Raw genomic sequence first — 20,078 nt, forward strand, 5'->3', positions numbered from 1 at the left:
CCGCATTCCCCTTTCCGCCACTTCCGTCACTTCCGTCACCATCGGACATCATCATGAAGCTTCGCGACATCCTGCTCGCCGTGTTCATCACGGCCATCTGGGGCCTGAATTTCTCGGTCATCAAGCTCGGGCTGCAATCGGTCGACCCGTTCATCCTGGCGGGCATCCGCTTCACGCTCAGCGCGTTCCCGGCGGTGTTGCTGATCCGCCGGCCGAAGGTCGAATTCCGCTATCTCGCCGCGTACGGCCTGATCTTCGGCATCGGCCTGTGGGGCATCGTCAACCTCGGCATCCAGGCCGGCCTGTCGGCCGGGATCGCATCGCTGGTGCTGCAGTTCAGCGCGTTCTTCACGATCCTGCTCGGCGCGGTGGTGTTCAAGGAAAGCCTGTCGCGCTACCAGGTCGCCGGCATCGTCATCGCGCTGCTGGGGCTGGCCTGCATCATCACGATCACCGACGGCAGCGTGGCGCCGCTCGGCGTGGCGCTGGTGATCATCGGCGCGATCGCCTGGAGCACGGCGAACATCATCATCAAGAAATCGGGCACCAAGGACGTGCTGGCGTTCCTCGTGTGGTCGAGCCTGTTCGCGCCGATCCCGCTGTTCGCGATCGCCTGGCTGCAGCACGGCGCGGCCGGCTACGCCGCGACGTTCGCCCACTTCGACGGCAAGGCGATCTTCTCGATCCTGTTCCAGGCCTATCCCACCACGCTGTTCGGCTACTGGATCTGGAACGTGCTGCTGAAGAAATACCCGGTGTCGACGGTCGCGCCGCTGTCGCTGTTGGTGCCGATCTTCGGGATGCTGGGCTCGGTGGCGATCTTCGGCGAGCACGTGGGCCTGCCGAAGATCCTCGCCACGCTGTTCATCGTGCTGGGGCTGGCGATCGGCCTGTACGGGAAGCGGATCGGCGCGCTGTTCGCGGGACGCGCCAGCGCATGAGCAGGGCGCGCGGGGCGCGCCGCGTCGCCGCGCAATCGACCTTTTACTGGAGCATTCGTTGACTACCAATCGCCGCCAGTTTCTGACTCACGGCTCTCGTGCTGCCGCCGCCGGCCTGGCGCTGGGGGCCGGCGTCGCGCCGCTCGCGCGCGCCGCCGATGCGCCCGCGCTTGCGTTCGATCCGTACGACTGGGCGTCGGTGCGCGCGCAGTTCAATCTGGACCCGCGCCTCGCGCATCTGTCGAACTTCTTCCTCGCCTCGTATCCGGCGCCGGTGCGCGCCGCGATCGATCGCCATCGCCGCGCGCTCGACGAGAACCCGTATGCCTATCTCGACGATCACATGTTCGCGAAGCCCGAGGACATGCTCTGGCGCAACGTGGCCGCCGCCGCCGCGCAATACGTGGGCGGGCAACCCGACGAGATCGCGCTGACCAGCAGCACCACGGTCGGGCTCGCGCTGATCTACAACGGCCTGTCGCTGAAGCCGGGCCAGGAAATCCTGACCACCACGCACGATTTCTATCCGCATCACGAATCGATCCGCCTTGCCGTCAACAAATGGGGCGGCAGCATGCGCAAGATCGCGCTGTACGAACAGAGCGCGACGGCCTCCGCCGATCAGATGGTCGGGCGGCTGATCGCCGCGATTCGTCCGAATACGCGCGTGCTCGGCGTGACCTGGGTGCATTCGGGCACGGGCGTGGTACTGCCGATCCGCGAGGTGTCGGCCGCGCTGGCGCCCATCAACGCCCAGCGTGCCGAGGCGGATCGCGTGTTGCTGGTGGTCGACGGGGTGCACGGCTTCGGCGTGCTCGACGAGGACGTCGCGCGGCAAGGCAGCGATTTCTTCTCGGCCGGCACGCACAAGTGGATTCTCGGGCCGCACGGCAACGGCATCGTCTGGGGCCGCCCCGCGAGTTGGGCGCTGGTGCAGCCGACGATTCCGTCGCTGATGTCGCCGGAGACCAGCGCGGCCTGGCGCGAGGGCCGCGACCCGCGCGGCCCGACGCAGGCGGCCTGGGTCAGCCCGGGCGGCTTCTTCGCGTACGAGAATCAATGGGCCACGGTGGAGGCCTTCCAGTTTCACCAGCGCATCGGGCGCACGCGCATCGCCAACCGGATTCTCGATCTCAACGGGCAATTGAAGGAAGGGCTGGCCGGCATGCGGCACGTGACGCTGCACACGCCGCGTCGGCGCGATCTGTCGGCCGGGTTCGTCTGTTTCGAGGTCAAGGGCTGGACGCCGGCCGCCGCGGTGGACCGGCTTCGCGAACGCGGCGTGGTCGCAAGCACGACCCCGTACGCCGTGTCGTATGCGCGTTTTTCGGCCGGCATCGTCAATTCGCCGGCCGATATCGAACGCGCACTGAGCGAGGTGCGCAAGCTCGCCTGACGCAGCGGCGCCGCTCGGCGGAACCCGCAACAAAAAAGGCGCGTGCCCTCGACGGCACGCGCCTTTTTCGCTATCGAGCCGGTGGAGAACCGCCGGCCCGAATCTCGCCGCTCAGGCGTTCCCCACCGCCGCCGCCGAGCGCTTGTCGAACAGATAATGCGCCACGCCCCATTCCTTGCCGTGGCGATACCCGAACAGCCCCGCCACCGCCATGTAGAACATGCGCCAGCGCTGGAACACGATCGGTGCGTTGTCTTCGCCAAAGGTCTCGCGCAGCATCGGCAGGATCTGCTCGTGCGCGGCGTCGAGCGACGCGAGCCAGTGGTTGGCCGTGCGCTGGTAATGCGTGCCGTCGAGCCACCATTGCTTTTCCACGCGTAGATGATCCTGGAACCGCAGCAGCAGGTCCGCCGACGGCATCGTGCCGCCGCCGAAGAAATGGCGCGACATCCAGTCGTTGCCGTCCTGCGCCGTGAAGTGATACGCCACCAGCCGGTGGGCGAACAGATGCACGAACAGCTTGCCGTCGTCGCTCATCCAGTGCGAGAGCTTGGCGAGCAGCGCGCGGTAGTTCTTCATGTGCTCGAAGTTCTCGATCGACAGCACGCGGTCGAAGTGGGCATCGCCGGGCGCGAACTCGTAGGTGGCGATGTCGCCGGTCACGATCGTCAGGTTGGTCAGCCCGCGCGCCTTGGCGCGTTGCTCGACGAATTCGCGCTGCCGCTGCGAAACGGTCAGGCCCACGATATGCGATTGCCGATAACGCTCGGCCAGCCACAGCGATTGCGCGCCCCAGCCGCAGCCGAGGTCGAGCACGCGCTGGCCGTCGGCCAGCTCCGCGCGCTCGGCGTAGAGCGCCAGCATGGCGTCCTCGGCGTGCGCGAGCGTGTCCTCGCCCTGCGGGAAATAGCAGCACGACTGCTTCACGCGCGGCCCCAGATGCGCCTCGAAGAACGCGGCCGGCATGTCGTGCAGTTCGCGGCTGGTGGTTTGCGAATCGGTGGCGATCGGGCTGCGGTTCAGGTCGTCGACGAAGGTATTGAGCGCGTCGATGCGGGCCACGTCGTCGTCGACGTGCTCGGTGCGCAGCTTCTGCCACAGCAGCGCGCTGATGCCGCCCCGAATCACCGAGTCGGACACGCGGCCGCGCTCGCAATAGCGGATCAGCCAGCCGTCCTGGTCAATGACGGATTTCGAATCGAAGGTGGTCGCGGTCATGGTCGGTGGCTCCGTGAGTAGGGATCGTTATGGTCGGCCGCTCGGAACGGCCGTGAGAGAAGCTCGGATGGCGCGCCGCGCGGCACGCCGGATGGCCGGCCCCGATTCGACGAGGCCGGGTGCGCGTTCCGGGCAAGGTGCCGGAACGAGAAGCGGGAAGGGGAACCGGGAACCGTGCAGCGTGCGGCTGCAGCATCGCGCGCGAACCCGGCTGCGCGCGGCTCGCGGGAATGATCAGGACAACCGAGGTTGCGGCGCACCAGCGCGACAGACGCCCCGAAGCGGGGCTGTTGCGGTGCGGCGGGAGAGCGGTCGCGCACGGACGCATTCGACGCCGGCGGCGTGCCTGCTGCGCGATTCGCGTGATCGGACCTGAATACGCTACGCATCGCCTCTCCCGGCGGATGAATGCTTCCATTTTCATTAACTGGCGCGGCAGGTCAATACGGGGGAACGCCCACCCGCAAACGGCAGGATTCGGGGCCGGAATTGACCGTATCGAAACGGTGCGACCGCCATAAAAACGGGGCCGGACGCGGTTCGGCCCGCTCGCAACACTGTTGCGGCGTTGCTTCGAAACGCAACACCTGTGGCGATCGTCAACAGCGCGGGCACCCGGCCGATTTCGCGAAACCCTTGTTCGGCAAGGCTTTTCACGATTGGTACGGTTCCTGCGAAAAGCGCTGTGGGTACCCGGATGCCCCCACAAAACTTTGGAGACGACATGAGCTACCTCAGCATCGCAGATCGCACCGACAGCTTCTTCATCCCCTGCGTCACCCTGATCGGCCCCGGCTGCGCCCGGGAAACCGGCACGCGCGCCAAATCGCTGGGCGCGAAGAAAGCGCTGATCGTGACGGATGCCGGGCTGCACAAGATGGGGCTGTCGGAGCAGATCGCGAGCACCCTCCGCGAGGCGGGCCTGCAGGCCGTGATCTTCGCGGGCGCCGAGCCGAACCCCACCGACGTCAACGTGCACGACGGCGTGAATCTGTATCAGCAGGAAGGCTGCGATTTCATCGTGTCGCTGGGCGGCGGTTCCTCGCACGACTGCGCGAAGGGCATCGGCCTGGTCACGGCGGGCGGCGGGCATATCCGCGATTACGAAGGCGTCGACAAGTCGAGCGTGCCGATGACCCCGCTCATCTCGATCAACACCACGGCCGGCACGGCCGCGGAAATGACGCGCTTCTGCATCATCACGAACTCCAGCAACCACGTGAAGATGGCGATCGTCGACTGGCGCTGCACGCCGCTGATCGCGATCGACGATCCGCGCCTGATGGTGGCGATGCCGCCGGCGCTGACGGCCGCCACCGGCATGGATGCGCTGACGCACGCGGTCGAGGCGTTCGTCTCGACCGCCGCCACGCCGATCACCGACGCCTGCGCCGAGAAGGCGATCGCGCTGATCGGCGAATGGCTGCCGAAGGCGGTGGCCAACGGCGAATCGATGGAAGCGCGCGCGGCCATGTGCTACGCGCAGTACCTGGCCGGCATGGCGTTCAACAACGCATCGCTCGGCTACGTGCACGCGATGGCCCACCAGCTCGGCGGCTTCTACAACCTGCCGCACGGCGTGTGCAACGCGATCTTGCTGCCGCATGTCTCGGAGTTCAACCTGATCGCCGCGCCGGAGCGCTTCGCGCAGATCGCCGCGCTGCTCGGCGTGAACACGGCGGGCCTCTCCACGGTGGATGCAGCCGCCTCGGCGGTGACGGCGATCCGCCGCCTGTCGGCCTCGGTCGGCATTCCGTCGGGCCTCGCCGGGCTCGGCGTGAAAGCCGAGGATCACGAAGTGATGGGCGTCAATGCGCAGAAGGACGCCTGCATGCTGACCAACCCGCGCCGGGCCACGCTGGCGCAGGTCATCGCGATTTTCGAAGCGGCCATGTAAGCCGCAGCCCCTCGCCGGCCTGGCCCGCGAGGGGGCAAGGGCCCGCGTCGCACACGTGACACAGGTGACACAGGTGACACAGGTGACGCGCGGGCCTCCCGATCCTCATGCAGAACAGGAATGCACCATGAATCCGTTTGACCTCAAGCGCCACGGCATCGACATCGAGTATCCGTATCGCGCGCGTTACGAGAACTACATCGGCGGCAAGTGGGTCGCGCCCGTCGGTGGCGACTATTTCGACAACGTCTCGCCGATCAACGGCCAGACCTTCTGCAGCGTGCCGCGCTCGACCGGCGCCGACATCGAGCTGGCGATCGACGCCGCGCACGCCGCGCGCCGCAAGTGGGGCAAGACCTCGGCCGCCGACCGCGCGAACCTGCTGCTGGCCGCCGCCGACCGCATGGAAAAGAACCTGCGCGTGCTGGCCGTGGCCGAAACCATCGACAACGGCAAGCCGCTGCGCGAAACGATGCTGGCCGACCTGCCGCTCGCGATCGACCATTTCCGCTATTTCGCTGGCTGCATCCGCGCGCAGGAAGGCGGGATCTCCGAGATCGACGACAACACCGTCGCGTATCACTTCCACGAGCCGCTCGGCGTGGTCGGGCAGATCATCCCGTGGAATTTCCCGCTGCTGATGGCGGCGTGGAAGCTCGCGCCGGCGCTGGCCGCCGGCTGCTGCGTGGTGATGAAGCCGGCCGAGCAGACGCCCGCGTCGATCCTGGTGCTGATGGAACTGATCGGCGACCTGTTCCCGCCGGGCACCATCAACGTGGTCAGCGGCTTCGGCCGCGAAGCGGGCGAGGCGCTCGCCACCAGCACGCGCATCGCCAAGATCGCGTTCACCGGCTCGACGCCGGTCGGCAAGCGCATCCTGCACGCCGCCGCCGAGAACCTGATTCCGTCCACGGTGGAGCTGGGCGGCAAGAGCCCGAACGTGTTCTTCGCCGACGTGCTCGACCAGGACGACGCGTTCCTCGACAAGGCGCTCGAAGGCCTCGCGATGTTCGCGCTGAACCAGGGCGAGATCTGCACCTGCCCGTCGCGCGTGCTGATCCAGGAATCGATCTACGAGCGTTTCATCGAGAAGGCGGTGGCGCGCGTCGAGCGCATCAAGAGCGGCAACCCGCTCGATCTCGAAACGATGATCGGCGCGCAGGCCTCGCAACAACAGCTCGACAAGATCCTGTCGTACATCGACATCGGCCGCGAGGAAGGCGCGCAGTGCCTGACGGGCGGCAGCCGCGCGAGCCTCGATGCGAGCCTCGGCGACGGCTTCTACGTGAAGCCGACGATGCTGTTCGGCCACAACAAGATGCGCGTGTTCCAGGAGGAAATCTTCGGGCCGGTGGCCTCGGTGATGACGTTCAGGAACGAGCAGGAAGCCATCGAGATCGCCAACGACACGTATTACGGGCTCGGCGCCGGCGTGTGGACGCGCGACGGCACGCGCGCCTATCGCATGGGCCGCGAGATCGAGGCCGGCCGCGTGTGGACCAACTGCTATCACCTGTACCCGGCGCATGCGGCGTTTGGCGGCTACAAGCAATCGGGCATCGGCCGCGAGACGCACAAGATGGCGTTGTCGAATTACCAGCAGACGAAGTGCTTGTTGGTCAATTACCAGCCGGACGCGCTCGGCTTCTTCTGAAGAACGGCGATCCCGTTCCTGGTTGGACGACGCATGCGTAGCGCTGCGTCGGTGACGACGGCCTGTTCGGCGACCTGCCGGCAGGCCGTTGTTGCATTGAGGGGGGCGAGTGGATCAAGCAGCCGTATTTTGAATGGGCAGCGCCGGCAATAAGGGAGGTTCGCCCGCAGCTATCCAATGCTCGATAAAGAAAAATTTACTGGAATATCGTGGTGGTTCGGCTGGGATAATCGGTCGCCATTACCTGCTTCTGATGAGCGCGCGAATACCGTTCGATAATCTGGAGAAATATCGAATTAAGCATTACCATCTGCCCCCGGAAGTCCCGCGTTCCGATCGATTCGATACCCGCCGCTAAAGCGGGCACTCGCGCCGCAAGGCAATCTTCGTCATTTCAAAGCTGAAACAACCAAGCTCATCAATAAAGGGAAGCTTGATATGAGCCGTTTCTGGATCACCGTCACGGGTTTGGCGATGTCGCTGGGCGCCGCAACCAGCTTCGCCGCGGAGGCCGATGGCGCTGCGTGTCGTGCCGCGACGCCGGCGGATTTCGACGCAGGGCCTTCGCGTTGGCAGGGGCCTTGTCCTGGCGGCGTGGCCGATGGGCTCGGCGTGATGCGCATCGGTACCGCGGAGCCGTATCAGTTCTTTCTCGGCGAAATGAAGGCGGGGCTTCCCGTGCGCGGCTTGCTGAAACTCAGCGGTGGCTGGATGACGGCAAGCCATTTCGACAAAGCCTTGAAAGCGCAGAGCGAACCCGAAGGTCGAGATATGTACCCGATCTTTCAACTGGGGGGGCACGCCGCGCATGCCACGGCCAAGCGCTTCAAGGCAGCGGGCAATGCACGTTCGGCGGCCTATTACGAACGGCTCGCCAAAACCGTGGAAAACGGCCTGCCCGAATAAGAAAACGTCACCGGCGACGCGCGACGAGCCGTGGATGCCGGCGCATCAAAATCAAAGGAACACCATGTCCATCGAAGCCGATCTGCATATCGCCGAAATTCCCTTCGAATCCGGCGGCATCAAGTTCCGTTACTCGCGGATGTTGTCTGCCGATAAAACCCGCTGGGTTCGGCACGGACTCTTCTCGGCCTTTCATGAAAACGGCGCGCTCGCCTCCGAGGGGCACTATGCCCACGGCAAGGAAGAGGGCGTGTGGCGGGATTTTCACGAAAACGGCCAATTGGCGGCCGAAGGCGCGTATCTCGGTGGCGAGCAATCCGGGCTCTGGCGATATTGGAGCGCGGATGGCGCCGAGGAGCGGACCGAGCGCTTCGGCGATTAACCGCAGCGTCGGCTGACTCTCCTCGTGGCACGGAGCTTGCGTTCCATCCGGCGATCGCCCGGCCCACGACCGGGCCGCTCTGGAGGAGACGATGCACGACAGGTTTGATCACGCCGCCCTGCGCGAGGCGGGCCAATCCGGCAACTGGCCGGTCACGGCGATCCGCAAGGCGCACGAGCGCTCCGAGATGTTCGGGCTGCACGCCTCGGTGCAGCCGGACTACGAAATCCTGTCCGACTCGGCACTCGCGCTCAAGCGCGAGCAGAACCGCATCCTGTGCGCGCACGCGATGCCGGTGATGGAAACGCTGCACGACCAGATCGCCAACACCCACAGCATGATCGTGCTGACCAATGCGGACGGCCTGATCCTGCATTCGGTCGGCGACGACGATTTCCTGCAGCGCGCCGAACGCGTCGCGCTGATGCCCGGCGCGAACTGGGCCGAGAACCGCCAGGGCACCAACGGCATCGGCACGGCGCTGGCCGAGCGCTGTGCGGTGGTCGTGCACGGCGAGCAGCACTACCTGTCGGTGAACCGCTTCCTGACCTGCTCCAGCGTGCCGATCCTCGATCCGTACGGCGAGATGGCCGGCGTGCTCGACGTGACGGGCGACCACCGCAGCTATCACCAGCACACCATGGCGCTGGCGAAGATGTCGGTGCAGATGATCGAGAACTACCTGTTCGCCACCACGTTCCAGGACATGCTGCAGGTGTCGTTCCACGGCCGGCCGGAATTCCTCGGCACGCTGATGGAGGGCATCGTGGCGTTCACCGAGGACGGGCGGATCGTCTCGGCGAATCGCAGCGCGCAATTCCAGCTCGGCCTGCAATTGCCGGCGCTGCGCGCGCAAACGCTGTCGTCGTTGTTCCAGACCACCTGGGCGCAGCTCGTCGACTGGCAGCGCACCAGCCACGACGCGCACTTGATGCTGAACCTCAGCAACGGCACCGTGGCCTGCGCGCGCGTGCAGACGCGGCTCGGCCCGCGCGCCGACGCGACGCGGCCCGTCCGGACCATGACGCCGGCCCCGGCGGTGCCCGCCGCGTCGCGCGGCTCGCTGCTGGCCGCGCTCGACACCGGCGACGCGCAAGTGGCCTCGGTGATCGCGAAGGTGCGCAAGGTGATCGGCAAGGATATTCCGGTGCTGATCACCGGCCCGACCGGTGCGGGCAAGGACCTGCTCGCGCAAGCGATCCACGGCGATTCGCCGCGCGGCCATGCGCCGTTCGTGGCGGTCAACTGCGCGTCGATCCCCGAGACGCTGATCGAATCCGAGCTGTTCGGCTATGAGGAAGGCGCGTTCACCGGCGCCAGGCGGCGCGGCGCGGCGGGCAAGCTGCTGCAGGCCAACGGCGGCACGCTGTTTCTCGACGAGATCGGCGACATGCCGTATCCGCTGCAGGCCCGGCTGCTGCGCGTGTTGCAGGAGCGGCACGTGAACCCGCTCGGCTCGTCGAAGTCGATCCCGATCGACGTGACGATCATCTGCGCGACCCACCGCGACCTGCGCGAGATGCTGGCGCAGCAACGCTTCCGCGAGGATCTGTATTACCGCCTGAACGGGCTGACGGTGCGCCTGCCGGCGCTGCGCGAGCGCAGCGACCTGCGCGTGGTGGTGGCGCGGATGCTGGAGCAGGAAGCGCAGGCCAGCGGCCGCGCGCGGGCGCTGCGCGTCGCGCCTGACGTCATGACGCTGTTCGAGCGCTGCGACTGGCCCGGCAACTTCCGCCAGCTCGGCAACCTGCTGCGCACCGCCGCCGCGATGGTGGATGACGATGGCGAGATTCGCCACGCGCACCTGCCCGACGATTTCTTCGACGAACTGCGCCGGGCGAGCCTGCCGGGCAAGGGCTCACCGGTTGATGCGGGGCTGGCGGCCCGGCGCGGCGACGGCTTTGGCGCGGAGGGCGGGCGGCTTCAGGACGTGACGGCGTCGGTGGTGGTGGCCACGCTGGCGCGGCATGGCGGCAACGTGTCGGCGGCGGCGCGGGAGTTGGGCGTTTCGCGCAATACGGTCTATCGGAAGATGCAGGGCGGGGGTGGTGAGGGCGGTTGAGCGGGTTGGGGCTGATTGGGTCGATTGGGGCGGTTGATCCGGTTGAGGCGATTGCGCTGACGGAGCCGGTTGAGTCGATCAAGTCGATCAAGCCCCCGCCGCGAGTGTTGCACCGCTGTTCCGATTCGGAGCAGCCGTGTTCCGTTACGACGCACTTCGGCCGGCCTGCCGCATCCGTTATGATCGTCGCTTCGCCCCTTGCTCCCGCCTTTTCCCTCTCCGCCCGCCATGTTTCCAGCCAGCCGCGCCTACCTGTTCGACTTCGACCTGACGCTCGCCGATTCGCGCGACGCCATCGTGTTCTGCGCCGGCGGCGCGCTGGCCGACATGGGCCTGCCGGTGCCGCCGCGCGAGCGTATCGTCGCCTCGATCGGCCTGACGCTCGCGCAAACCTTCGCATTCCTGACCGGCCTCGACGATGCCGGGCAAGCGGCCGTGTATGCCAAGCGCTTCGTCGCGCATGCCGACGAAGCGATGGTGCGCATGACGCGCATCTACCCCGAGGCGGCGTCGCTGCTGTTCACGCTGCATGCGCAGGGCATCCCGGTGGCGATCGTCTCCACCAAGTTCCGCTACCGGATCGAGCAGATCCTCGCGCAGGCCAACCTCGGCCATTACGTGACGGCGATCGTCGGCGGCGAGGACGTGACGCAGCACAAGCCGCATCCGGAGGGGCTGCGCAAGGCGCTCGACCTGCTCGGCGTGGCGGCGGCCGACGCCACCTATGTCGGCGATCACGAGATGGATGCCCAGGCGGCGGCCGCGGCCGGCACGCGCTTCGTCGGCGCGGTCACGGGCGAGATCGGCGCGGCGCAGTGGCGCGAGCGCGGTTGCCTGTCGGTCGAGCGCGACCTGGCCGAGCTGATGCGCTTCGATACGGCGGGCTGAACTTGGGCCTGTATTTCAGGCCCGCACCGGCTCCCGCACGGCCGCCAGCGATTGCCGGATGCCCTCCGCGTAGGGTGTCTTGCGGATCGGCCCGAGCAGGCGCTGCAACGCGCTGTCGTCCATGATCAGCGGCTCCGTGATCAGATAGTTCATCTCCACCAGCTCGCGCATCATCGGCTTGAACAGGCCGAGGACGCGCAGCAGCGTCTTGCCGGCTACCCGCAGTTTCAGCGTGCGCCCGCTCTGCCGTTCGATCTCGTCCACCAGCGCGCGCTGCGTCGTGATGCCCGCGCCGGCCAGATGCCAGATTCGCCCGTAGGCGGCCGGCGTATCGAGCAGTCGTGCGACCACCGGCCCGACGTCGGGCACGAATACGAATTCGTGCTCGCGTTCGAGCGGGCCGAGCATATCGGCCGGGCCGCCCAGCACGGCCGCGCGGATCGCGCCGTGCAGCATGCTGGCCTCCACGCCCGGCCCGTAGAAATCGGGCAGCCGCAGCACCGTGGCCTCGATCCGGCCGTCGGCGTGCGCCTGCATCAGCAGGTCTTCCTGCGCCTTGCGCATCTTGCCCTTGAACGTGTGCGGCTCGCGCGGATGATCCTCGCGCACCGGGTTGCCGCGCGAGCGGCCGTACGGATAGACGGTGCCGATCAGCACGATGCGGCGCACGCCGGCCGCGATCGCCGCGTCGAGCGTGCGCTGCATGATCTGCGGATGCAGTTCGAACTGCCAATAATTGACGCCGACCAGATAGACCAGCGTATCGATGCCCGCCATCGCGGCGCGGATCGACTCGGGCGAATCGGGGTTCCAGGTGGCGATCTCGGCGAGCGGATCGTCGCCGAAGGTGGCGCGCAGCACGTCGGCGCGGCGGCCCACCACGCGGTAGGCGCGGTGCTCGGCGCGCAGGGCTTGGGCGATGCTGCGGCCGATCGCGCCGGCGGCGCCGAACAGGGCAAGGGTCGACATGGCGGACTCCTGAAGACACGCGGCCGGTTGCCGCGTTCGATGTCAGGCAGTATGCGCAGGCGGGAGGCCCATGGAAATTGGCTAATATCGTGGGTCATCCATACGGAAATGCATACCATGCGCGACGCGGAACCGAACTGGGAGTGGTACCGGACCTTCCTTCAGGTGCTCGACACCGGCTCGCTGTCGGCGGCGGGGCGCGCGATGGGCATCGCGCAGCCCACTGTCGGGCGGCATATCGAGGGGCTGGAGGCGGCGCTCGGGCTGACGCTGTTCACGCGCTCGGTGGACGGCTACGCGCCCACCGATGCCGCACGCGAGCTGGCCCCGCACGCGGCCGGCGTGGCCGCTTCGGCGGCGGCGCTGCGGCGCGCCGCGAGCGGGCAGGGCGACGGCGTGCGCGGCACGGTGCGGCTGACCGCCAGCGAGGTGATCGGCGTGGAGGTGCTGCCGCCGATCCTGGTGGCGCTGCGCGAGGCGCATCCGGCGCTGTCGATCGAGCTGGTGCTGTCGAACCGCGTGGACGACCTGCTGCACCGCGAGGCCGACATCGCCGTGCGGATGTTTCGGCCGGAGCAGGCGGCGCTGGTGGCGCGCCGCGCGGGCACCATCGAGATCGGCCTGCATGCGCACGAGCGCTACCTGGCGCGCTGCGGCACGCCGCGCACGCTGGCCGAGCTGAAGCGGCACACGGTGATCGGTTACGACCGCGAGACGGCCTTCACGCGCGCCGTCGGCGGCATTTTCGCGCCGCTCGGCCGCGACGATTTCGCGTTCAGCGCTGACAGCGATCTCGCACAACTGGCCGCGATTCGTGCGGGCTTCGGCATCGGCTTCTGTCAGGCGGGCTTGGCGGCGCGCGACCCGGCGTTGCGCCGGGTGCTGCGCCGCGCGGTGTCGATGCCGCTGCAGACATGGGTGGCGATGCACGAGGATTTGCGGCGCAGCGCGCGTTGCATGGCCGCGTTCACGGCGCTCGCGGAAGGCCTGGCGGCGTATGCGCGTTCCGATAATGCCCGGGGGAAATAAAAATCGTGACGGCGATTATCGCGGCGAGTGGCGTGCGATCGCAGATTAATATCGAAACTAATGATTGTTGGTGAAACGTCATACGAGATTCGTTGTGAATCGAATCGATTGATGCTGGCGATTTGATAGTGCGGTGCGGCTTCGCTGCGTGGCGGGCCTTGTGCCGCAAGGGCGAGCGTCTTGCCGGGTACGCATGGCGCTGCGGCGCTTCCTGTCCGAATAGTCAGTTGCCTGAAAAATGCTGAACACACTCGAGAAATTCTTCTTGTTCATCGGGCGTCGGATTGTTAATCTGCATTCCGAATTGTGTGCGATGACGATTTCCGCATAACCGATTTCCCCGAATTTCATCACCGAACAATAGCCAGGGAGCCATGTCCTCCCGCATTCCGAGCGAGCCGAGGAACCTGCGTTCCGGAGCCGATAATCCGAGAGGCTGAAAAAGCCTCCGAACCTGAGAGCACCACCGTGCCCCGAGGCGCGGCGTCCTGGCGAACGCGGTTTCGCCCGTCATGACGCCGCGCCTCGGGGCGTTTCTTTTCTTGCGTCCGTCTCCGTTGGTCCGTTGGTACGTTCGTCGGTTCGCCCGTTGCGGGCTAGACTGCACGCTCGCGCGCACCCGCAACCCGTCCGACTCAGGGAGAGACGATCCGATGGACCGAATGGCAGCGATGGAAACCTTTGTCGCGGTGGTGGACGCCGGCTCGTTCTCGGCCGCCGCGCGCCGCCTGGAACTGGGCCAGCCGGCCGTATCGAAATCGATCGCCCAACTGGAGGCGCATCTCGGCGCGCGGCTGCTGCTGCGCTCGACGCGCGGCCTCACGCCGACCGACGCGGGCCGGCGCTTCTACGAACACGCGCGGCTGTCGATCGCGGAAGCCGATCAGGCCGAGCAGGCGGTGCGCGATTCGTCGAGGGGTTTGTCGGGCCGGCTGCGGATCTGTGCGGCCGTCACCTTTTCGCGCCTGCATGTGCTGCCGATGCTCAAGCGCTTCGTCGATCGCCATCCCGACCTGCAGCTCGACATCATCCTCGACGATCGCTCGATCGACCTGTTGGAAGAAGGCGTGGACGTGGCGCTGCGGATGGGGACGCTCGACGATTCGTCGATGACGGCGCGCCATATCGCCAGCAGCCGCCGGCGGGTGGTGGCCACCCCGGCCTATCTGGCCGAGGCCGGCACGCCGACGACGCCCGCCGAATTGAGCCGCCACCAGGTGATCGTCTATTCGCAGCGCGGCGGCGGAGAAGCCTGGTCGTTCAGCCGCGACGGTGCGGAGGTGGCCGTTGCCGTGTCGGGCCGGGTGCGGGTCAGCGCCGCCGAGGGCATGCGCACCGCGGTGCTCGGGCACATGGGGCTGGCGATCGCGTCGGAATGGATGTTCGGCCCCGAGCTGGCGCGCGGCGAGGTGCGCGCGGTGCTGAACGACTGGACGCTGCCGGGCGTCGATTTGTGGGCGGTGTTTCCGGCCGGGCGGATGGTGACGTCGAAGGCGCGCGCGTTTGTCGATTTTGTCGAGGAGGTGATGGCGGAGGCGCAAGTGAAATTGGCCTGAGTGTTGGATGCCGGGTTGGAGTGCGCGCGGGTCGAGCCGGGCGCGTGATTGGCCGACTCGAACGGCTGCCTGCTGATCGAGGAGCGACACAGGCGAACTAGAACGTCGGCCCGCCGCTCAAAGCGCGCCATCCACGACCTAAAACGCCTGCCTGCCGATCGAAGCCCCGCCATCGACGAACAGCGTCTGTCCCGTAATGAAACCCGCGTCGTCCGACAGCAGGAACGCGATCGCCGCGGCGATCTCGTCGGGCGTGCCGAAGCGGCCCATCGGCACGCCCGACAGATAGCGGCGCTCGCCTTCGCTGCCGGGCGGGTTGTTGGCGCGGAACAGTTCGGTTTCGGTCGGCCCCGGCGCCACCGCGTTGACGGTGATGCCGGTGCGGGCCAGTTCGAGCGCCCACGAGCGCGCGAAGCTGACGAGCGCCGCCTTGGCCGCCGCGTACGCGGTGCGCTCGGCGATGCCGAGGATCGTCAGGCTGGAGACGTTGACGACCCGGCCCCAGCCGCGCTCGCGCATGCCGGGCAACAGCGTCTGCACCGCCTGCACGGCGGGATGCAGGTTGACGGCGAGCACGTCGTCGAGGGTGGCGAGATCGACCTCGCCGAGCTTCTGCGGCCGCACCAGGCCGACGTTGTTGATCACGCCGTCGAAGGCGTGGCGAGCGGCCAGCGCGCGCAGTGCCGCATCGGTGGCGGCCGGATCGGCCAGATCGACACTCACCAGTTCGCCCGGAAAATCACCGGGGCCGCGCGCCAGCCCGACCACGCGATGGCCGGCGCGCGCGAGGCGTTGACCGAGCGCGAGGCCGATGCCTTTCGACGCGCCGGTGATGAGAAACGTACGTTGCTGCATGGGTTCTCCTTGTCGATTCGAGGCACGCGGCGGCTCACGCCGCGTGCCTCGCGTGTGATGCGTGCGATGCCTCAGCGCGAGGCGGCCGCGCGCGCCAGCACCGGGAACATGTCCTCCGGCTCCGGGCGATGCGTGTAATCGGGATGAACCTCCGAGTACAGCACCGTGCCGTCGCTGCCGATCACGTAGCGGGCCGGCATCGGCAGCGTCCACGACGGATCGTCGTTGAACGCCGGCAGGTCGTTCTTCAACTGCCGATAGAGCGCCACCAGATAGTCGGGCAACGCGAAGCGCAGGCCGAACGCCTCGGCCGTCGCGCCGAGCGTGTCGCTGAGCACGGGGAAATCGAGGTGGTTCTCGCGCACCGACTTGCGGCTGTTCGCGGCCGTTTGCGGCGAGATCGCCACCAGGTTCGCGCCGTATTCCCGCAGCCGGGGCAGCGCCGCGTTCAGCGCCTGCAATTCGAGGTTGCAGTACGGGCACCACACGCCGCGATAGAACGTGACGACGAGCGACCCCTGCGCGAGCAGGTCGGCCGACGACACCGGCTTGCCGTTCGGGTCGGGCAGCGTGAACGACGGCGCGCGATCGCCGGCCTTCACGGCGCGGCCGGCCTGGCCGCTGGCGACCAGTTCGGCGGTGGCGCGCTCCATGATCGGATGGATCTCGGCGGGTGCGCGATAGGGTGGCTTGCCGGCGCGGAAATCGGCCTTGAAGGCGTCGAGGGCTTGTTGCAGTGACATGAGGTTCTCCGGTCGCTGGGTCAGGTCGTCAGGCAGTGGCCGGCTTGGTCCACTCGTTGCCCTTCATGAACGCGTCGTACTCCGTATGAACGAGGTGGTTCGTGTAGTTGCTCATCACCTTGGTGGCGACGCCGAGCACCACTTCGAGCACGTTGCGGCGCGTGTAGCCGGCGGCGAGGAAGGCCGCGACATCGGCCTCCGGCACGAAACCGCGCTCGCGCACCACGATCGTCGTCAGGCGGTGCAGCGCTTCGAGCTTCGGCTCGGGCAGCGGCGTGCCGGCGCGCAACGCGGCGATCGTCTCCGGGGCCATGCCGATCATCTTCGCCAGCGTGCTGTGGCCCGCCATGCAGTAGTGGCAGTCGTTCTCGAAGTTCGCGGTGAGGTAGACCACCTGCTGCTCGTGCGGCGTCAGCGTGCTCTTGCCGAACAAATCCCAGAGCGCCGAGTAGCCGGCCAGCAGTTCCGGCGATTCGGCCATGTGCGATTGCAGGTTCGGCACGAAGCCGAAGGCCTGCTTGGCGCCTTCGAGCAGGGGCTTCGAGGCGGCCGGGGCGGTGTCGATCGTGTGGGCTTGGAAGGGGTTCATGATTCGCTCCTGTTACGGGTTGGGGTGAGCGAATGATGCGTGGCGGGCGGCGCGCGAAGAAGGCGGGGCGGGGCGATAACAGCCATTCCCGGCAGGAATGGGACGTGGAAGAACGAGCGAAAAAAAACGGCGGCACGTGTCGTGCCGCCGTCTGGCGTTTGCTGCGGGTTACGGCCGGTTATGACGCTCGCGGCCGTTCATTGCGCACTGCCTCAAGCATCCGCCTGGATCGCCGGCGCATACCGCTCCAGCCAGTGCGCATACGGCGGGGGCAGCACCCACGACGGCCGTTCGACGCCGAGCTTCTTGGCCGCGTAGTACGGGTAGTGCGGATCGGCCAGGTGCGCGCGGCCCACCATCACCAGGTCGAGCTGGCCGTTCTCCACGGCGCGGTTCGCGACCACCGGATCGTCGATGCCCCAGGCCGACGACACGGGCAGGCCGGTCTCGCGCCTGACGCGCTCGGCGATCGGCGCGAGGAAGCCCGGCCCCCAGGGAATGTGCGTGTCGGGCGTCGAGAAGGCCATGCTCACGCTCAACATGTCGAGGCCGCCGCGCTTGAAATCGCCGACCAGGCGGATCGACGCGTCGAGCGTGGCCGCATCGTTGTCGTCGTATTCGAGCACGCCGAAACGCGCCGTCAGCGGCAGGCGTTCGGGCCAGACTTCGCGCACGGCCGCCAGCGTCTCGTTGAGGAAGCGGCCGCGCTTGACCCAGTCGCCGCCGTATTCGTCGGTGCGCTGGTTGGCGTGCCGCGAGAAGAAGCTCTGCGCCAGATAGCCGTGCGCGAAGTGCAGTTCGAGCCATTCGAAGCCGGCGGCCAGCGCGCGGCGCGCGGTGGCGGCGAAATCGCCGCGCACGCGGGCGATGTCGTCGAGCGTCATGGCCTGCGGCACCTTCGGCAGATGCCTGCCGAACGCGCTTGCCGACGGCGAAATGGTTTGCCAGCCGCCGGGGGCGTCGTTGGCGATGTGGTCGTCGCCTTCCCACGGGCGGTTCGCGCTGGCCTTGCGGCCGGCGTGCGCGATCTGGATGCCGGGTACGGCGCCGGCGGCCTTGATGGCGGCGGCGATGCGCGCGAGGCCTTCGATCTGCGCGTCGTCCCACAGGCCGGTGCAGCCCGGCGTGATGCGGCCTTCCGGCGCCACGGCGGTGGCCTCGACGATCACGAGGCCCGCGCCGCCGCGCGCCAGGCCGATGTAGTGGGCCAGGTGCCAATCGGTAACGAAGCCGTCGACGGCGCTGTACTGGCACATCGGCGGCACGGCGATGCGGTTGTGGAGCTTGGCGTCTTTCAGGGTGAAGGGGGTAAACAGAGCAGTCATGCGGTATGCCTCTCGGTCAGATGGCGGTTCGTGCATGAGGCCGCCCAGGGCGGGTGCACGAATCAGGGTTTTCACTGAGTCTAGTGGAGCCTTGCCATAATGAAAACTATCTGCCGATTATCATTTTGATAAACGTGGCTTATTACGGCAGGGCGGCGCGGCGCATCGTGCGCGCGCCGGACTGCCGCGCCGGCCACCGGGCGTGATACCGTGCGCCACTGTTCCAGCCTTGGCCGCCCCGTCCGGCCCCCTACCATGCGCTCGCGTCACGACAATCTGTCCAGTGGAATCGGCGTGTTCGTGGCCGTCGTCGAGACGGGCACCTTCGCCGCCGCCTCGGAGGCGATCGGCATGACGCCGCCCGGCGTCAGCCGCGCGATCGCGCGGCTCGAAAAGCGCCTTGGCATTCGCCTGTTCAACCGCACCACGCGTTCGGTGTCGCTGACCGACGAGGGGCGGCGCTTTCACGAGCGCGTGCTGCCGCATCTGGCGGGGCTGGAGGAAGCGGCCGCAACCGCGGCGGGCGATGCGGCCGGGGTGCGCGGCCGGCTGCGCGTCAATCTCGATCCGGTGTGTTACGCGCTGGTGCTCGGCGCGCCGCTCGGCCGCTTCCTGGATGCGCATCCCGAGCTCGATCTCGAATGCATCGCGCGTGACACGGTGGGCGATCTGGTGCTCGACGGCTTCGATCTGGCGATCCAGTTCGGCGAGCCGAAGGCCTCGACGCTGATCGCCCGCAAGCTGCTCGATACGGCCGTGGTGACGGTGGCCGCGCCGGCTTATCTGGCGCGTCATGGCCGCCCGGTCAAGCCCGAGGATCTGGCCGGCGGCGGCGCGCATCGCGTGCTGGAGTTCCGCGATCCGATGACGGGGCGGCCGTTTCGCTGGGAGTTTCATCGCAAGCGCCGCCATCTCCAGGTGGCCACGCGCGGGCGGCTCACGCTCAACGATCCGTCGGCGCAGGTGAATGCATGCCTCGCGGGCCTGGGTGTCGCGCAGATGCTGGCGATCGCGGCCGAGCCGATGATCGCCGCCGGGCAGCTCGTGAACCTGTTCCCGGATTGGTCGGACGAGCGTTTTCCGCTTTATGCCTATTACCCGTCGCGCCAGCACCTGCCGGCGCGCACGCGGGTGTTTCTCGATTTCGTGATCGGGTTGGCGGAGGTGGCGCAGGGGAAGGGGGCGGGCGTGTAACGGATCGATGAAACTACATCATTTTCCAACAACAACGTAAGGTAGGATTTTTTCCGGGCTCGCTTGATATAAGACACTCAGCATCCGGTGATCATTGGTCAGCACAAAATAGTCCGTGGAAAGTTTGATCAACGAGCTGTCCGTTATTCCAAACGTCGAGAAAAAATTTGACCCGCAGTCCTCGTCTATGTCGACTTCTATTTTCGAAAAAATAGAAAACAAATTTTTGGCGATGTCATACGCCAACCTTCCCGCAGAATCGTCCAGATCAATTAAATTTGAAACTTCGGTCGCTATATAGGGTGTTATGAAAACCATATCGTATTCCTGCATGATTTTCAGTACATTGTCATAATCTCTTAAGCCAAATGCACCCAATCTCTTGGAGTTGCGAATGTGTCTTCCTTCCTCTACCGCGCCGATGACCAGAAGCAAAAGGAGATTGGTGTCGATGATTAATCTCTTCGCCATGCC

At 66.9% G+C, this 20,078-nt stretch carries 18 protein-coding genes; 11 read left to right on the forward strand and 7 right to left on the reverse strand.

Going from position 1 to position 20,078, the window contains the following annotated elements:
* Positions 1–53: 53 nt before the first annotated feature.
* Together AB4851_RS07195 and AB4851_RS07200 are read left to right on the forward strand one after the other, a co-directional pair.
* On the forward strand, positions 54–941 hold the full coding sequence (locus AB4851_RS07195) for an EamA family transporter (RefSeq protein WP_414449038.1): 888 nt from the start codon (positions 54–56) through the stop codon (positions 939–941).
* Positions 942–999: 58 nt separating this feature from the next.
* A complete protein-coding gene (locus AB4851_RS07200; protein WP_414440190.1) occupies positions 1,000–2,337 on the forward strand; it encodes an aminotransferase class V-fold PLP-dependent enzyme in 1,338 nt (445 codons plus the stop codon).
* A gap of 111 nt (positions 2,338–2,448) precedes the next feature.
* Here AB4851_RS07200 and AB4851_RS07205 read toward each other — a convergent pair whose 3' ends face one another.
* Positions 2,449–3,555: an SAM-dependent methyltransferase gene (locus tag AB4851_RS07205; protein ID WP_414449039.1), complete on the reverse strand. Its 1,107-nt coding sequence runs from the start codon at positions 3,553–3,555 to the stop codon at positions 2,449–2,451.
* A gap of 724 nt (positions 3,556–4,279) precedes the next feature.
* On the opposite strand from AB4851_RS07205, the gene mdh reads away from it, so the two are divergent.
* The 6 genes from mdh to AB4851_RS07235 all read left to right on the forward strand — a co-directional run bounded on the left by mdh (position 4,280) and on the right by AB4851_RS07235 (position 11,344).
* On the forward strand, positions 4,280–5,452 hold the full coding sequence (gene mdh / locus AB4851_RS07210) for an iron-dependent methanol dehydrogenase (RefSeq protein ID WP_414449040.1): 1,173 nt from the start codon (positions 4,280–4,282) through the stop codon (positions 5,450–5,452).
* Positions 5,453–5,579: 127 nt separating this feature from the next.
* A complete protein-coding gene (locus tag AB4851_RS07215; protein WP_414449041.1) occupies positions 5,580–7,106 on the forward strand; it encodes an aldehyde dehydrogenase family protein in 1,527 nt (508 codons plus the stop codon).
* Positions 7,107–7,544: 438 nt separating this feature from the next.
* Positions 7,545–8,012: a hypothetical protein gene (locus AB4851_RS07220; protein ID WP_414449042.1), complete on the forward strand. Its 468-nt coding sequence runs from the start codon at positions 7,545–7,547 to the stop codon at positions 8,010–8,012.
* A gap of 64 nt (positions 8,013–8,076) precedes the next feature.
* Positions 8,077–8,394, forward strand: coding sequence for a toxin-antitoxin system YwqK family antitoxin (locus AB4851_RS07225; RefSeq protein WP_414449043.1), 318 nt, complete (start codon positions 8,077–8,079; stop codon positions 8,392–8,394).
* Positions 8,395–8,485: 91 nt separating this feature from the next.
* Entirely contained in the window at positions 8,486–10,456 is a 1,971-nt protein-coding gene (locus AB4851_RS07230) for a sigma-54-dependent Fis family transcriptional regulator (protein WP_414449044.1), read from the forward strand.
* 228 nt (positions 10,457–10,684) lie between these two features.
* Positions 10,685–11,344 (forward strand): HAD family hydrolase, encoded by a 660-nt coding sequence (locus tag AB4851_RS07235; protein WP_414449045.1) that lies wholly within the window; start codon positions 10,685–10,687, stop codon positions 11,342–11,344.
* Positions 11,345–11,359: 15 nt separating this feature from the next.
* Here AB4851_RS07235 and AB4851_RS07240 read toward each other — a convergent pair whose 3' ends face one another.
* The gene (locus AB4851_RS07240) at positions 11,360–12,313 is read right to left on the reverse strand and encodes an NAD-dependent epimerase/dehydratase family protein (RefSeq protein ID WP_414449046.1); all 954 of its coding nucleotides are present in this window, start codon (positions 12,311–12,313) and stop codon (positions 11,360–11,362) included.
* A 117-nt stretch (positions 12,314–12,430) separates the two neighbouring features.
* Here AB4851_RS07240 and AB4851_RS07245 point away from each other — a divergent pair, with 117 nt between their 5' ends.
* Both AB4851_RS07245 and AB4851_RS07250 read left to right on the forward strand, forming a co-directional pair.
* The gene (locus AB4851_RS07245) at positions 12,431–13,342 is read left to right on the forward strand and encodes a LysR family transcriptional regulator (RefSeq protein ID WP_414449047.1); all 912 of its coding nucleotides are present in this window, start codon (positions 12,431–12,433) and stop codon (positions 13,340–13,342) included.
* Positions 13,343–13,995: 653 nt separating this feature from the next.
* Positions 13,996–14,898 (forward strand): LysR family transcriptional regulator, encoded by a 903-nt coding sequence (locus AB4851_RS07250; protein ID WP_414449048.1) that lies wholly within the window; start codon positions 13,996–13,998, stop codon positions 14,896–14,898.
* Between the two features lie 138 nt (positions 14,899–15,036).
* Here the strand turns inward: AB4851_RS07250 and AB4851_RS07255 are convergent, their stop codons facing one another.
* From AB4851_RS07255 to AB4851_RS07270, 4 genes are all read right to left on the reverse strand, one after another.
* On the reverse strand, positions 15,037–15,753 hold the full coding sequence (locus AB4851_RS07255; protein WP_414449049.1) for an SDR family oxidoreductase: 717 nt from the start codon (positions 15,751–15,753) through the stop codon (positions 15,037–15,039).
* A gap of 71 nt (positions 15,754–15,824) precedes the next feature.
* Positions 15,825–16,496 carry a peroxiredoxin-like family protein gene (locus AB4851_RS07260; RefSeq protein WP_414449050.1) on the reverse strand — a complete coding sequence of 224 codons (672 nt, stop codon included), beginning with the start codon at positions 16,494–16,496 and terminating at the stop codon, positions 15,825–15,827.
* Between the two features lie 28 nt (positions 16,497–16,524).
* On the reverse strand, positions 16,525–17,085 hold the full coding sequence (locus tag AB4851_RS07265; RefSeq protein WP_414449051.1) for a carboxymuconolactone decarboxylase family protein: 561 nt from the start codon (positions 17,083–17,085) through the stop codon (positions 16,525–16,527).
* A gap of 212 nt (positions 17,086–17,297) precedes the next feature.
* Entirely contained in the window at positions 17,298–18,410 is a 1,113-nt protein-coding gene (locus tag AB4851_RS07270) for an NADH:flavin oxidoreductase/NADH oxidase (protein WP_414449052.1), read from the reverse strand.
* Between the two features lie 255 nt (positions 18,411–18,665).
* Between AB4851_RS07270 and AB4851_RS07275 the strand changes: the two genes are divergently transcribed.
* Positions 18,666–19,604 (forward strand): LysR family transcriptional regulator, encoded by a 939-nt coding sequence (locus AB4851_RS07275; RefSeq protein ID WP_414449053.1) that lies wholly within the window; start codon positions 18,666–18,668, stop codon positions 19,602–19,604.
* Positions 19,605–19,622: 18 nt separating this feature from the next.
* Here the strand turns inward: AB4851_RS07275 and AB4851_RS07280 are convergent, their stop codons facing one another.
* The gene (locus AB4851_RS07280; RefSeq protein WP_414449054.1) at positions 19,623–20,075 is read right to left on the reverse strand and encodes a hypothetical protein; all 453 of its coding nucleotides are present in this window, start codon (positions 20,073–20,075) and stop codon (positions 19,623–19,625) included.
* Positions 20,076–20,078: the final 3 nt, after the last annotated feature.

Source organism: Burkholderia sp. 22PA0099 (assembly GCF_047497165.1).
Lineage (GTDB): Bacteria > Pseudomonadota > Gammaproteobacteria > Burkholderiales > Burkholderiaceae > Burkholderia.

Excerpts from the sequence above, each read along its gene's own strand:
- AB4851_RS07220 (WP_414449042.1), top strand. The coding sequence starts at position 7,545 with ATGAGCCGTTTCTGGATCACCGTCACGGGTTTGGCGATGTCGCTGGGC.
- AB4851_RS07280 (WP_414449054.1), bottom strand. The coding sequence starts at position 20,075 with ATGGCGAAGAGATTAATCATCGACACCAATCTCCTTTTGCTTCTGGTC.
- mdh (WP_414449040.1), top strand. The coding sequence starts at position 4,280 with ATGAGCTACCTCAGCATCGCAGATCGCACCGACAGCTTCTTCATCCCC.
- AB4851_RS07230 (WP_414449044.1), top strand. The coding sequence starts at position 8,486 with ATGCACGACAGGTTTGATCACGCCGCCCTGCGCGAGGCGGGCCAATCC.
- AB4851_RS07195 (WP_414449038.1), top strand. The coding sequence starts at position 54 with ATGAAGCTTCGCGACATCCTGCTCGCCGTGTTCATCACGGCCATCTGG.
- AB4851_RS07215 (WP_414449041.1), top strand. The coding sequence starts at position 5,580 with ATGAATCCGTTTGACCTCAAGCGCCACGGCATCGACATCGAGTATCCG.
- AB4851_RS07240 (WP_414449046.1), bottom strand. The coding sequence starts at position 12,313 with ATGTCGACCCTTGCCCTGTTCGGCGCCGCCGGCGCGATCGGCCGCAGC.
- AB4851_RS07270 (WP_414449052.1), bottom strand. The coding sequence starts at position 18,410 with ATGACTGCTCTGTTTACCCCCTTCACCCTGAAAGACGCCAAGCTCCAC.
- AB4851_RS07235 (WP_414449045.1), top strand. The coding sequence starts at position 10,685 with ATGTTTCCAGCCAGCCGCGCCTACCTGTTCGACTTCGACCTGACGCTC.
- AB4851_RS07245 (WP_414449047.1), top strand. The coding sequence starts at position 12,431 with ATGCGCGACGCGGAACCGAACTGGGAGTGGTACCGGACCTTCCTTCAG.
- AB4851_RS07205 (WP_414449039.1), bottom strand. The coding sequence starts at position 3,555 with ATGACCGCGACCACCTTCGATTCGAAATCCGTCATTGACCAGGACGGC.
- AB4851_RS07250 (WP_414449048.1), top strand. The coding sequence starts at position 13,996 with ATGGACCGAATGGCAGCGATGGAAACCTTTGTCGCGGTGGTGGACGCC.
- AB4851_RS07260 (WP_414449050.1), bottom strand. The coding sequence starts at position 16,496 with ATGTCACTGCAACAAGCCCTCGACGCCTTCAAGGCCGATTTCCGCGCC.
- AB4851_RS07275 (WP_414449053.1), top strand. The coding sequence starts at position 18,666 with ATGCGCTCGCGTCACGACAATCTGTCCAGTGGAATCGGCGTGTTCGTG.
- AB4851_RS07265 (WP_414449051.1), bottom strand. The coding sequence starts at position 17,085 with ATGAACCCCTTCCAAGCCCACACGATCGACACCGCCCCGGCCGCCTCG.
- AB4851_RS07225 (WP_414449043.1), top strand. The coding sequence starts at position 8,077 with ATGTCCATCGAAGCCGATCTGCATATCGCCGAAATTCCCTTCGAATCC.
- AB4851_RS07255 (WP_414449049.1), bottom strand. The coding sequence starts at position 15,753 with ATGCAGCAACGTACGTTTCTCATCACCGGCGCGTCGAAAGGCATCGGC.